We start from the raw sequence: 12206 nt of genomic DNA, 5'->3' as shown, positions 1-12206 counted from the left end.
GCGGTATGGCGGAATACCCGGCCTGGGGATCCGCTTGGACGGGGCGTGAAGGTACGGATCGGAATCGCGCCCGGAGCGGATTCCGGCGACAGTTTCGCGGACATCGTCGGCCGGCTTGACGAACTCGGTGTGGACTCTATGTGGCTGCCGGAGCTTGTGTCGTCACCGGGCCCGGACCCGATCGTCGGGCTGGCCTACGCCGCCGCGCGGACGCGCCGACTCAAGCTGGGTACCGGGGTGTCCGTCCTGCCGGGGCGCAACCCCGTGCTGTTCGCCAAGCAACTCGCCACTCTTGCACGTCTTGCCCCCGGCCGGATCCTGCCCGCCGTGGGCCTCGGTCCGGCGCAGCCGACCGACCGCGGCGCCTTCCCCCTCCCGCCTGGACCACACGGCACCGGAGCGCGGGGCGAGGTCCTGGAGGAGGCGCTCGTCCTGCTGCGGCGCCTGCTGACGGAGCCGTCGGTCACCTTCCGCGGCCGGTATTTCACGCTGGACGAGGTCAGCATCGGCACCTTACCCACGAAACCCCTTGACATCTGGCTCGGCGGAGCCGCACCCACCGCGCTGCGCCGCATCGGCCGGCTGGGCGACGGGTGGCTGGCGTCCCTGGTCACGCCGTCCGACGCCGCCGAGGGAATCGCGACGATCACAGCTGCGGCTGATGCCGCCGGGCGGATGATCGATCCCGAGCACTACGGGCTGAGTATCGCCGTCGCGTTGGACGGCGGCATTCCGCCCGCGCTCGCTGCCGCGGTCCGGCGTCGGCGGCCCGACGCCGACCCTGCCGCCCTCGTGCCCGTCGGCTGGGACGCGCTCCGGCGCCGCATCGAGGACTACATCGCAGTCGGGGTGAGCAAGTTCGTGGTTCGCCCAGCGACGTCCCTGCCGGCCTGGAACGAGTTCATCGACCAGTTCGCCACCGAACTGCTCCCGATCGAGACCTGACCGGAACCGGGCACAGCCCTCGTAATCTCGGGGACGACATCCCACCGACATCCCACCGATGTCCGCGCCGATGTCCGCGCCGACTACGTCGGCCATGACCCCACCTACGGGAGGCTTTCTTCCTGTCCGGCGGCGTTCGTCCGCCGAACAAGCTCGGATAATGGACACTGGGTACTGTGCTGAGCCACGGGTGTACACGCCCCATGCTCCTGAGTGGGGACCATCCTTGCGACGAGACCACGGAGTGGACCGCACGCGTCGAGACGATCGCTCCGATACTCGCCCGGTACCGAGACCAGGCTGAACACGAACGGGCCACTCCCCCCGCCGTCATCGACGCGCTACGCGAACAGAACATCCACCGGATGTGGGTCTCCCGCGCCTTCGGCGGCGGACAGGTCAGCGTCCAGACCGGCTCGGCCGTCCTGCAGGCACTCGCCCGCATCGACGCATCCGTCGCCTGGCAGATGGGGGTCCAGGGCGCCATCGGCCGGATGTCGGACTATCTACCGGAGCCGGTGGCACACCGGCTCTTCCGCGAGAACACGGGACTGGTGGTCGGCGGCATCAACCCGACCGGGCGGGCCGAACCCGTGCCCGACGGATACCGACTACACGGCACATGGTCGTTCGCCAGCGGCTCGGCGCACGCCGGCTGGCTGGTCGCCACCGCGATACTCCCGGATGACGACGCGTCATGCACGCCCCCCACCGGACCGCGGACACACATGTTCTTCGTGCCGACCAGTGCCGTCCGCTTTGTGGACGACTGGTTCACCGTGGGACTGCGAGGCACGGGAAGCACGACCTTCTGCGTCGAAGACCTGGTCGTCCCAGCGGACCACACGATCGACGGCTCGCTCCTGCGACGGCCCCCCGCCGGTCGGACCTCCCGGGCCTACCCGATCGCCTACTACGACTTCGCCGCGTTCACGACCGCGTCGACGACACTGGGAATCGCCCAGGACGCCCTCGCGACCTTCCGGTCGCTGGCCCGAGAGAAGATCCCTGCCAGAGCGACGAGCCCGCTGGCCGCCAGCCACACCGTGCAGGCGGGGCTGGCCCGCGCGGAGATCCTGGTACGGACGAGCGCTCTACTGCTCACCGACGCGGCCGACCACGCGACGGCACACGGCGAACAAGGCGGGGACAACCTCAGCGCACTGATCCGCCTGGCGGCCGCGGCCGTCGCCGAGAACACCGCAGCAGCCGTGGACACGCTCTACGATCTGGCTGGGACGAGCTCCCTCTACACCGCCAGCCGGCTGGACCGCTGCTTCCGTGACATCCACACGGCGGTCAAGCACATCACCCTGTCTCAGACAAATTTCGAGATGGTCGGGCAGTACCTGCTGGGCGGGGCACTCCTGACACGACGGTGAACCCGGTGGTCAGTCCAGACCTGCCCACGCCTGGGCGAGGAGTTCGTAGGAACGCACCCGGGCAGCGTGGTCGTGGGTAACGGTGGTGATGAGCAGCTCGTCGGCGACGACGACGTCCGCGGAGACCATGACGTACGGTGCACGCAGCGTCTCCGACGGCCGGAAAGCGGCCCGGTACGCCACGACCGTGTCGAGTACGGCGGACGGCATCGAGTGGTAGTTGGCGGTCAGCGGTAGCCCCAGCGCGCCGGCGGTCCGCGCACTCTCCCCGGCACTCGCGGCAAGAATCCACAGTTCCAGGTCTGCGCCTTCGGCGGCGGGCGCCCGCAGGTGCACGCCGTTGTGGGTACGGTAATCGCCGCGGATGAACGCCTGAATGGCCCGCACCTGCAGTGCGTAGTCGTCGCCCGCGCCATCCCGGTACCCGACCAGTTCCAGTTGCTGGCGGAGCAGGTAAGGATCGAACCGGAACCTCGGTGGCGCCGGGATCAGCAGACCGTCGACCACGCAGGGCCGGGATGGCTGACGCTCACCCGAGTGCGCCAGCCCGACGGTTGATCCAGAGACGGCGTCCGTGGCCTTGTCGATGAATGTGCTGATGCGGGAACGGCCCAGCCCGAGATCGATGCGCCCGGGATGAATATGCCCGATGGTCCCGAACTGCTCGGCGATGACGAGCGGCGTCTGGTAGGCGGTCTGTACCGCGCCCGATCCGACCCGGATCCGCCGGGTGGCATCGGCGACCAGGGCGATCAGGACGGCGGGTGCGGCGCAGGCGACGCTCGGAGTCAGATGGTGCTCGGCGAGCCAGTACCGGGCATAGCCGGAGCGCTCCACCTACCGCGCAAGATCAATCATATTGCGCAACGCCGCGGCGACGGTCGAGCCCGACGTGAGCGGCACGAGGTCGAACACCGACAGCGGGACGGCTCCAGCCAGGGGCGGTACGCAATGTTGATCGAACGCTATTCCGGAAAAGTGTCCGCCGTCCGCCGGCAATACGGGACGGCCTGTTCGACGCGCCGGCGTCCAGACGAGGAGTGCTCATGGAGACAAACCCGGTGGTGACCCGTCCAATACCCTCGTGCCGCCGGCCACGGGTCGACCGGGTCCGGTTAGTGGCCCTCGCGGATGGTGTGGCGCCCGGCGAACCGGACGCCACACCATCCGTTTACGTCAACGCAGGACCAGAACCGCTCTAGTCGCCGATCTTGATAAGCGTGACAGAGACGACGCTGAAGACGTACCGACCGCCACGGGAATCACCAGGGGCGGTCAGCCGGGGACCCGCACTGTCCAGGGGGACACCATCCTCGCTGACGGCCAGCAGCGCCTGCTTACCACCGAAGTTCGGATCGATCTCCGGCCATGACAACACCGATTCATAGCCATCGCTTGCCTTGATCAGAATTGCGTACCGCAGAGAATCGTTCTTGATGCCCGGGTTGAAGGACGGTGCTGCGGACTTCAGCACGTCCAGCAGCAGCGGACCGACGTAGGTGTGGTGCTCAGGTCCTTTGCCGCTGAGGAAGTCGACGTCCTGGGTGTGTTGGGGGAAGGCCCGCAGATCGCCGAAGCTCAGGCGCAGCCGATGGCCGACCCGACCGTTGACAACCACGTGCTTGTGCACCGCTGGCACGGCCGACGCCGCCGGTGTGGTGGCTTGTGCCACTGAACCGGGAAGCAGGCACAAGGACAGCGCGAGAAGAAACAGGAAGATCGGTAGAAGTACTCGCTTGGCGGATCGGGTCAACATGGTTCCGGGCACCGCGGATCCCCTCTGTGATGGACGATCTAGAGATCATGATGAATAGCGGGTTTCGGCCGGCGAGGGTTAGGCGTACCGGCCGGGTGGGGGCTCCGCTCACCAACACAGACCGGGCCATGGCCACCAGCCGTCCCTGGCTGCGACCCCACAACTCTATTGATCTACGAAAGCCCCCTCGAGGGAGATTAGCACCGTCTCCGCAGATGCGGAACATCTGGCCTTAGGGATCTGCGAATGAGTAAATATCAAAAGATCTATACCGCAGACAAGGATTTACGCTAAGTATTTTTCTGCACGCGATGTGCTACCAGCAAGGGCTGGGTGACCATCGAAAGTGGAACGACTGCAGTCCCGCACCCCGACCGTGCCGGTCGTCCTCCGACGATCCACCACCGTTACTTGCCGGGCATTACGGGCAATGAGGTTGACGACGTGTACGGCTGGTGTAGGAGAGTGGGAGCTGTTCACCTCTGAGCAGCGCCCCGACCTGATGAGGTAGATCAATGAGCTTGAGCATTCGCAACCGGCTCACGGGCACCGTCACTGAGATCACCAGCGGGGCGGCGATGGGCACCGTGGCGATCGACGTCACTGGTGGACAGCGCATGACAGCCGCGGTGACCATGGATGCGATCAAGGATCTCAGTATCTCGGTGGGCTCTGCCGTCGATATTCTGATCAAGTCAACCGAGGTCTCTCTGGCCACAGGCGCTGTTTCCGGCATCAGTATCCGCAATCAGCTACCCGGTACGGTTTCCAGCCTCGAGACCGGTGGCGCAATGGTGGTCGCGCATATCGTCCTCGACGGTGGCGGTGAGATCACAGCGGCGATCACCCGGGCCGCCGCGACCGACCTCGGTCTCGCATCGGGTTCCACCGTGATCGCTCTGATCAAGTCGACGGAGGTCGCGCTTTCTGCCGCCTGACGCCGTGGCTGTCCGTGCCGGCAATGGCCTCGGTGCCGCGCTGTCGTCGTCCGTCCATGCCATCTCGGTAGCCATTCACGTGGACGGCGACCGCGGACGAGATTCTCGCCACGGTCCAGCTTGTCCAGGCCAACATCAAGAAACTTGTCGACAACAATGGAAAGTAAAGTCAGTGGAATCACGAGACACTAGGACTTCGGCGCACTCGGTACCGGGATGGCAACCACCGTGAGTCCCTCAATTCCAGCGAAATCGGCGGGATTGCACGTGTACACAGGTAGTTCATGAGATAGCGCCGTGGCTGCGATCATGACGTCATACGCACGGGCCGAAGGTTTGCGGCCAGCCAGCCGCAACGAGGCCGCCACACGTCCGAACACTCGGGCCGCTGCCGCGTCGAAGGGCAGCGGGTCGAAGTCGGCCTCTGCCTGCTGAACATGGGCCTGGCGGGCGGCGCGCTCCCCGTCTGTCGTCGCGACCAGCGGTCCGACCGAAAGCTCGGCCAGCGTGACCGCGGTGATGAGCGGCTCCGCAGGAAGGCTGGCTGGGTCCTCGATCCGAGACAACATGATCACAGTACTGGTGTCGAGGACACCACGCTCATGGTTGCACGACGGACCTGTCACAGCGCCGGGTCCAGCACACTGTCGATATCCGCCCTGAGCCCCACAGGATCGACGGCCGGCATGCGACGCCACCGCTCCAGAAGCAGGGATGCCGGTAGGGGACGGCGCGGCAACGGTCGTAGCTCCGCTACCGCACGACCATCCCGCGTCACCGTCAACGACTCCCCGCCCATGACACGGTCAAGAATCTCGCCGCCGTGGTTACGCAGATCACGAACCGCCACCTCAGTCATGGATATTAGCGTATCACGCGTGATACACGCCCCTGTTGCCGGGCGCTCTAACGGTGACATGGCGGCAACGATGCTTCGAGATGCACGTCGCCGGGCGGAGTCGACTCAGGTCGAGCTGGCGTGGCTCACTGGTGCTCGTCGAGAAAACGGACGATATGGCCGAACACATCCAGAGCGGCGCTATGACCGTTTGAACCCGCCCTGCTTTTGCGTTGTCAACCACGGGACCAGCGGGCCAGCGCTGCATTCACGCCGGAAAAACACGCCAGTGCGCTGCCCGCACCCGCACCGGTGATGGCGCTTGCGGCGACATCCGTGTGCCCGGACACGACAACGGCCGACACCGCGACCACAGTCAGCACTCCGCCGAGCACGAGAAACGACGGTGAACGCAGCACGGCCGCAATCGGCCACATGTGCACACCCACCACCAGGCAGATCCAGGGAGCCAGATACTCGGACCGGCCACTGGAGAAAATCGCGGTGGATCCCACAGCGGCGATGACTGTCTCGACCCGGACAACGATGCCGTAGCGACGCGACGCTTCCGACGCACTGAATACCGAACTGCTCGACCGCAGCTGCCACGACGCCCGCGCACCGAGCACGACGAGGATCACACTCGCGATCGCGCCAATGAGAAGCGGCCGCCGCCACGAGGAAGGCGGTCTCTCCTGCGCCCAGCCGAACCACATACACGCAAAGAAAGCAAGAATGAGCGCGGCCATCGCGTTGTCGCGAGTATATCGCACGTGGAGTCCTGTCTGACGATGCCGATCGTGTTCAGCCACCGGCGGCCGGCCGGAACAGCCCCACCGTGGTGACCTCGCCGGTGCGGTCAATCGACAGCTGCGATGTTCTCGCGGCCGGCACCGAGGTGGCGGGAGATCCCGCGCGCCGCGGCCAGCACAGCCGGCACGTAGCGTCGAGCGTGTCCGGCCTTGGCCGCGACGACGATAGACAGCGCCGCGACGACGGTGCGGGTCGAGTCGTAGACCGGTGCCGCGACCGAGACGGAGACCGTCTCGATCTGGCGGTCGCTGATCGCGTAGCCGGTCCGGCGGACCTCTGCCATGGTGCGGCGCAGCCGGGTCGGGTCGGTGAGGGTGTGCTCGGTGTAGCGCTTGAGCGGGCCGGCGAGCACCGCGTCGATCTCGTCGCTGGACGCGTGGGCGAGGAGCACAAGTCCGACGCCCGTCGCGTGCGCGGGCAACCGGCTGCCCGGTCGGCTCACGATGTGTACCGCCTGCCGGCCGGAGATCCTTTCCACGTAGACGACATCCGGCCCGTCCAGTACGGCGATCTGGACGTTTTCGTGGGTGACCTCGTAGAGATCCTCGAGGAACGGCAGCGCGGCCTCGCGCAGCCCGATGCTGCGCGGCGCCAGCGCGCCGACCTCCCATAGCCGTAGCCCGATGCGGTACCGGCCGCTGTGATCACGTTCCAGTGCGCCCCAGCGCGCCAGCTCGCCCACCTGACGATGCGTGGTGGTCAGCGGCAACCCGGCCAGCCGGCTGATCTCGGACAGCGCCAGCGTCGGGCGGTCGGCGCAGAAGCAGTCGAGGATCGCCAGGACCCGCTGGGTACCGGACGCGCGCCGCCTGCCGTTCATCGCGTGTCACTTTCGAAGAGGTCTTCCGGGTGGCGGAAGTCTAGGCCCGCACCGGCCGAGTCTGGGGCACGCTGATCCGACATCCGACATCCGTCACCGCCGAAGGAGTCGCCCGCATGCGCACACAGGTCGGCATCGTCGGCGCGGGGCCGGCCGGGCTCCTTCTCGCTCACCTGCTGCATCTGCAGGGGGTGGAGTCTGTCGTGCTCGAGCGCCGGGACCGTGCCTACGTCGAACGCCGCGTCCGCGCCGGGGTCCTCGAGCACGGGACGGTCCAGACGCTGCGCGAGGCCGGCGTGGGTAAACGGATGGACGCGCAGGGCCTGGTGCACACGGGCACCGAGCTGCGCTTCGGGCTGCGCAGCCACCGCATCGACTTCACCGCGCTCACCGGTCGCGGCATCATGGTCTACGGGCAGCAGGAGGTCGTGAAAGACCTGATCGCGGCGCGTCTCGACGCCGGTGGCGACGTGCGATTCGAGATCGAGGACGTCGCCCTCGTCGGTCTCGACCCCCAGGAGGCGCGCATCGAGTTCGTCCAGGACGGCGCGCGCCACGTGTTGGACTGCGACTTCGTCATCGGCACAGACGGGTTCCACGGCGTGAGCCGCAGCTACCTGCCCGACCTCGTGAGCTACGAACGCAGCTACCCGTTCGCGTGGCTCGGCGTCCTCGCCGACGCGCCGCCGTCCTCGCACGAGCTGATCTATGCCCGGCACGCCAACGGCTTCGCGCTACACAGCATGCGCTCACCGAGCGTCATCAGAATGTACCTCCAGGTCTCGCCCGACGAGGATCTCAGCGAATGGCCCGATGATCGGATCTGGGCGGAGCTGCATGCCCGACTAGCCGACGACACAGGCTTCGCGTTGACCGAAGGCCCTTTGCTGGACAAAGGGATTACATCGATGCGCAGTGTCGTGGTGACGCCGATGCAGCACGGCCGGCTGTTCCTCGCCGGGGACGCGGCGCACATCGTCCCGCCCACCGGCGCGAAGGGGATGAACCTCGCCGTGGCCGACGTCCGCCTGTTGTCCCGGGCGCTCGGCGGCTACTACGCCGCAGGCCGGGACGACCTGCTCGCCGCCTACACCCAAACCGCGCTGCGCCGAGTCTGGCGCGCAACCCACTTCTCCTGGTGGATGACCTCGATGCTGCACCGCTCGCCCGACGACGACGTCTTCGGCGAGCAGCTCGCGCTGGCTCAACTCGACTACGTCGTGTCGTCCACGGCGATGGCGACGTCGCTGGCCGAGAACTACACCGGGCTGCCCTACGCACAAGGATGGTCATACCGATGAACGACGTGGACGTAGACGTGGCGCTGCCGCTGCGGATGCCGACCGGCTATCGCGTGGACGCCGAGGGAACCCACCCCTCGTTGTCGTTCGCGGGGTACAAGAGCACCGCGCTGCGCCATCCGACCAGGCCACTGCACCTGTTGCCACATCGGCTCACGGAGGTCACCGGGCCGCTGTTCGGCTCCGAGCGGGTCGGGCCGGGCGAGGACGACCTGACCCGTTACGACGGAGGTGAAGCGTGCGGGCAGCGGATCGTCGTCCATGGGCGGCTAAAGGACTCGGGTGGCCGCGCGGTGCCGGGCGCCCTGCTCGAAGTGTGGCAGGCCAACGCCGGCGGCCGGTACCGGCACGTCGGCGACCAGTGGCCGTCGCCGCTGGATCCGCACTTCGCCGGGCTGGGCCGCACGGTCACCGACGGCCAGGGCCGGTACCGGTTCACCACGATCAGGCCCGGGGCATACCCCTGGAAGAACCATCACAACGCCTGGCGGCCGGCGCACATCCATTTTTCGGTCTTCGGGCGGGCCTTCGCTCAACGGCTGATCACGCAGATGTACTTCCCGGACGATCCGCTGTTCGTCCAGGACCCGATCTACAACTCCGTCCCGGACGAGAAGGCCAGGGCGCGGATGGTGGCGTCCTACGACCACGACGTGACGACGGACCACTGGGCGCTCGGTTTCCGGTTCGACATCGTGCTGCGTGGACGCGACCAGACCCCCTTCGAGAGCGAGCCGCACGATGACTGAGCTGCTCGGATCGACACCGTCGCAGACCGTCGGGCCGTACCTGGCCATCGTGCTGGCCTGGGCGGATGGCTCAAATGTCGTCGCCCCCGGGACCGCGGGCCTGCTTACGATCACCGGAAGGCTGATCGACGGCGCCGGTGACGGAGTCCCCGACGGCCTCATTGAGATCTGGCAGGCCGACCCCGCCGGACGCTTCAACCACCCCGACGATCCGCGCGGCGCCCGTGCCCACATCGGGTTCCGGGGATTCGGCCGATGCCCGACCGAATCCGACGGCACGTTCGTCTTCCACACGCTCAAGCCCGAGCCGCTGCCAGCCGGCGACGGTGGCACCGAGGCGCCGCACCTGGACGTGTCCGTCTTCGCGCGTGGACTGCTGCATCGCCTCGTCACGAGGATCTACTTCCCCGACGAGGCCGCGGCCAACGCGACCGATCCGGTGCTGGGCGGGCTCGAACCTGCACAGCGGCGCCTGTTGACAGCGGTAGAACAGGAGAACGGCGGCCTGCGTTTCGACATCCGGATACAGGGTCACGACGAGACCCCGTTCTTCGCGATCTGATGGCGAAGACATCGGTGCGATCATGCTGGGCGACCAGGACGGTGAACCGGTGAGTGCCCTGTGGGATCCGATCTTCGGTGCGACCGCGGTCGCCGCCACCACCGACGACCGCGCCTGGCTCGGCGCCCTGTGTGACGTCGAAGCCGCATTGGCTCGTGCCTGCGCGACGGTAGGACTGATCGACGGTGCGACGGCGACGCAGATCGAGGCCGCCTGCGCGCAGGCGGCCGCCCACGATCCCGGCGAGCTCGGTCGGCAGGCCGCCGCCGACGGCAACCCGGTGATCCCGCTGGTCCGCCGGCTTCGGGTCGCGCTCGCGCAAGCCGCGGATGAACACGCCGCTTCGGCCGTCCATCTCGGCGCCACCAGCCAGGACATCCTCGACACCGCGGCCATGCTGGTGGCGCACCGGGCGACGGCCGTTATCGGCGGCGGACTCGATGGCGCGGCCGAGGCGTGCGCCGTCCTTGCACGCGACCATCGAAACACCGCGATGGCCGGACGAACGCTGCTTCAGCAGGCGGTGCCCACCACGTTCGGGGCGGTAGCGGCCGGCTGGGGAGAAGGCCTCGACCGAGCCGGCCGTCGCCTGCGGGCGGTACGGGAGGACCTCGCCGTGCAGCTGGGTGGCGCCGCCGGCACGCTTGCCGCGCTGTATCCGGGCGGTCCGGCCGTCCGCGCCGCCTTGGCCGATGAACTCGGGCTGACCGACCCGGGCACGGTCTGGCACACCGAGCGCGTCCGCATCGCCGAACTCGCCGGCGCGCTCGGCGCAGCGTCCGGCGCGGTCGGCAAAATCGCCACCGACATCGTGCTGCTCGCCCAGACCGAACTCGGCGAGGTGGCCGAAGGCGTCGGTGGCGGATCGTCGGCGATGCCACACAAGCAGAACCCGATCGCGGCCGTGACGGCCCGGGCCGCCGCCGCACAGGCGCCCGGCCTGGTGGCAACCCTTCTCGCCGCGATGCCCGGCGAGCTGCAGCGCGGCGCCGGTCCGTGGCACGCCGAGTGGGCACCGCTCACCGCGCTGCTCAACGTGGCGGGCGGCGCTGCGGCCAGACTGCGCGTATCGCTGTCGGGCCTGCATGTCGACCGCGACGCTATGAGCCGCAATCTACGATGTATGCAGGCAATCGACGCCCGGGTCCGGCCGAGCACCGATGTCGGCCATGCCGGCGACATCGTCGATCACTATCTCGCGGGACGACACCGATGACCGTCACGCTCCACTCCCTCGCCGAGGGGCCGCGCCGAGCACCGGTGCTGGTGCTGCTCAACTCCCTCGGCGCGTCGACCGCGATGTGGGATCCGCAGGTCGCCGTCCTCGCCGAGCGGTTCCGCGTCGTGCGGATCGACAGCCGCGGCCACGGCCGCTCACCCGCCGCCCCGCCCGCCCCGCCCGCCCCGCCCGGCCAGCCCGGCCAGCCCGGCCAGCCGTGCACGATCGACGAGCTGGCTCGCGACGTCCTGGCCGTGCTGGACCGGATCGAGCTCGATCTGGGCGTCACCCGCGTCCACCTGGCCGGTCTGTCCCTCGGCGGGATGACGGCCATGTGGATCGCCGCGCACCATCCGCAGCGGATCGCCCGGCTGGCTCTGCTCTGCACGTCGGCCCACCTGCCGCCCGCGAAGGCCAGGTTCGCCCGTGCCACCACGGTGCGACGCGACGGGCTGGGCCCGATCGCCGAGGCAGTCGTCCAGCGCTGGGTGACACCGGGCCTCGCGGCCCGCGACCCCGGCCTGGTGGCGGCGCTCGTGGCCATGCTGAGGTGCACCGATGCGGAGTCCTACGCGCAGTGCTGCGAGGCGATCGCCACCATGGATCTGCGCCCCGATCTCGCTCGCATCGCCGCGCCGACGCTGGTCATCGCCGGGGCCGACGATCCGGCCATCCCACCCGAGCACCTACAGACGATCGCCAACGGTATCGCCGGGGCCCGGTTCGAGGTGCTCGGGAACGCGGCACACCTCGCCACGGTCGAGCGGTCCGGCGAGGTCGCACGCCTCCTGCTGGAGCACTTCTGCCCGCCGGACGGTGCGGGGCCCGTCGCCGGGAGCGCGACGTTGAGCGCGGGTTATGCGACGCGCCGCGCCGTCCTGGG

14 protein-coding genes are annotated in these 12206 nt (G+C 68.3%); 8 read left to right on the top strand and 6 right to left on the bottom strand.

Going from position 1 to position 12206, the window contains the following annotated elements:
• A partial coding sequence (locus U9979_RS18915) for a TIGR03854 family LLM class F420-dependent oxidoreductase (RefSeq protein ID WP_322780433.1) occupies positions 1 to 945 on the top strand: 945 nt, incomplete at its 5' end.
• Positions 946 to 1148: 203 nt separating this feature from the next.
• Positions 1149 to 2327: an acyl-CoA dehydrogenase family protein gene (locus U9979_RS18910; protein ID WP_322780432.1), complete on the top strand. Its 1179-nt coding sequence runs from the start codon at positions 1149 to 1151 to the stop codon at positions 2325 to 2327.
• Positions 2328 to 2336: 9 nt separating this feature from the next.
• On the opposite strand, the gene U9979_RS18905 is transcribed toward U9979_RS18910, so the two are convergent.
• Both U9979_RS18905 and U9979_RS18900 read right to left on the bottom strand, forming a co-directional pair.
• Positions 2337 to 3164 carry an LLM class flavin-dependent oxidoreductase gene (locus U9979_RS18905; RefSeq protein WP_322780431.1) on the bottom strand — a complete coding sequence of 276 codons (828 nt, stop codon included), beginning with the start codon at positions 3162 to 3164 and terminating at the stop codon, positions 2337 to 2339.
• Between the two features lie 361 nt (positions 3165 to 3525).
• Positions 3526 to 4095, bottom strand: coding sequence for a hypothetical protein (locus U9979_RS18900; RefSeq protein WP_322780430.1), 570 nt, complete (start codon positions 4093 to 4095; stop codon positions 3526 to 3528).
• Positions 4096 to 4598: 503 nt separating this feature from the next.
• Here U9979_RS18900 and U9979_RS18895 point away from each other — a divergent pair.
• Positions 4599 to 5021, top strand: a complete 423-nt coding sequence (locus U9979_RS18895; RefSeq protein WP_322749331.1) for a TOBE domain-containing protein — start codon at positions 4599 to 4601, stop codon at positions 5019 to 5021.
• 188 nt (positions 5022 to 5209) lie between these two features.
• Here the strand turns inward: U9979_RS18895 and U9979_RS18890 are convergent, their stop codons facing one another.
• The 4 genes from U9979_RS18890 to U9979_RS18875 all read right to left on the bottom strand — a co-directional run bounded on the left by U9979_RS18890 (position 5210) and on the right by U9979_RS18875 (position 7492).
• The gene (locus tag U9979_RS18890; protein WP_416210580.1) at positions 5210 to 5590 is read right to left on the bottom strand and encodes a type II toxin-antitoxin system VapC family toxin; all 381 of its coding nucleotides are present in this window, start codon (positions 5588 to 5590) and stop codon (positions 5210 to 5212) included.
• A gap of 53 nt (positions 5591 to 5643) precedes the next feature.
• A complete protein-coding gene (locus tag U9979_RS18885) occupies positions 5644 to 5880 on the bottom strand; it encodes a type II toxin-antitoxin system prevent-host-death family antitoxin (protein ID WP_322780429.1) in 237 nt (78 codons plus the stop codon).
• Positions 5881 to 6095: 215 nt separating this feature from the next.
• Positions 6096 to 6632 (bottom strand): hypothetical protein, encoded by a 537-nt coding sequence (locus U9979_RS18880; protein WP_322780428.1) that lies wholly within the window; start codon positions 6630 to 6632, stop codon positions 6096 to 6098.
• A gap of 86 nt (positions 6633 to 6718) precedes the next feature.
• The gene (locus tag U9979_RS18875) at positions 6719 to 7492 is read right to left on the bottom strand and encodes an IclR family transcriptional regulator (protein ID WP_322780427.1); all 774 of its coding nucleotides are present in this window, start codon (positions 7490 to 7492) and stop codon (positions 6719 to 6721) included.
• Between the two features lie 116 nt (positions 7493 to 7608).
• Between U9979_RS18875 and U9979_RS18870 the strand changes: the two genes are divergently transcribed.
• The 5 genes from U9979_RS18870 to U9979_RS18850 form a co-directional block, all read left to right on the top strand.
• On the top strand, positions 7609 to 8793 hold the full coding sequence (locus U9979_RS18870) for a 4-hydroxybenzoate 3-monooxygenase (protein ID WP_322780426.1): 1185 nt from the start codon (positions 7609 to 7611) through the stop codon (positions 8791 to 8793).
• Positions 8794 to 8828: 35 nt separating this feature from the next.
• Positions 8829 to 9542 carry a protocatechuate 3,4-dioxygenase subunit beta gene (pcaH, locus tag U9979_RS18865; protein WP_416220255.1) on the top strand — a complete coding sequence of 238 codons (714 nt, stop codon included), beginning with the start codon at positions 8829 to 8831 and terminating at the stop codon, positions 9540 to 9542.
• Positions 9535 to 10104 (top strand): protocatechuate 3,4-dioxygenase subunit alpha, encoded by a 570-nt coding sequence (gene pcaG, locus U9979_RS18860; RefSeq protein WP_322780424.1) that lies wholly within the window; start codon positions 9535 to 9537, stop codon positions 10102 to 10104. The genes pcaH and pcaG overlap by 8 nt, the downstream gene beginning before the upstream one ends.
• A 22-nt stretch (positions 10105 to 10126) precedes the next feature.
• Positions 10127 to 11320 (top strand): 3-carboxy-cis,cis-muconate cycloisomerase, encoded by a 1194-nt coding sequence (gene pcaB, locus U9979_RS18855; protein ID WP_322749324.1) that lies wholly within the window; start codon positions 10127 to 10129, stop codon positions 11318 to 11320.
• Positions 11317 to 12206 (top strand): alpha/beta fold hydrolase (locus U9979_RS18850; protein ID WP_322780423.1); only part of this gene is annotated, 890 nt, incomplete at its 3' end. The genes pcaB and U9979_RS18850, both read left to right, overlap by 4 nt.

The sequence above is a fragment of the Protofrankia sp. Cas4 genome (assembly GCF_963555915.1).
Taxonomy (GTDB): Bacteria; Actinomycetota; Actinomycetes; order Frankiales; family Frankiaceae; genus Protofrankia.
The sequence above is the reverse complement of the archived record's forward strand: the minus strand, read 5'-3'. Positions and strand labels throughout refer to the sequence as shown.

Excerpts from the sequence above, each read along its gene's own strand:
- U9979_RS18895 (WP_322749331.1), top strand. The coding sequence starts at position 4,599 with ATGAGCTTGAGCATTCGCAACCGGCTCACGGGCACCGTCACTGAGATC.
- pcaG (WP_322780424.1), top strand. The coding sequence starts at position 9,535 with ATGACTGAGCTGCTCGGATCGACACCGTCGCAGACCGTCGGGCCGTAC.
- pcaB (WP_322749324.1), top strand. The coding sequence starts at position 10,127 with ATGCTGGGCGACCAGGACGGTGAACCGGTGAGTGCCCTGTGGGATCCG.
- U9979_RS18910 (WP_322780432.1), top strand. The coding sequence starts at position 1,149 with ATGCTCCTGAGTGGGGACCATCCTTGCGACGAGACCACGGAGTGGACC.
- pcaH (WP_416220255.1), top strand. The coding sequence starts at position 8,829 with ATGCCGACCGGCTATCGCGTGGACGCCGAGGGAACCCACCCCTCGTTG.
- U9979_RS18870 (WP_322780426.1), top strand. The coding sequence starts at position 7,609 with ATGCGCACACAGGTCGGCATCGTCGGCGCGGGGCCGGCCGGGCTCCTT.
- U9979_RS18890 (WP_416210580.1), bottom strand. The coding sequence starts at position 5,590 with ATGTTGTCTCGGATCGAGGACCCAGCCAGCCTTCCTGCGGAGCCGCTC.
- U9979_RS18875 (WP_322780427.1), bottom strand. The coding sequence starts at position 7,492 with ATGAACGGCAGGCGGCGCGCGTCCGGTACCCAGCGGGTCCTGGCGATC.
- U9979_RS18885 (WP_322780429.1), bottom strand. The coding sequence starts at position 5,880 with ATGACTGAGGTGGCGGTTCGTGATCTGCGTAACCACGGCGGCGAGATT.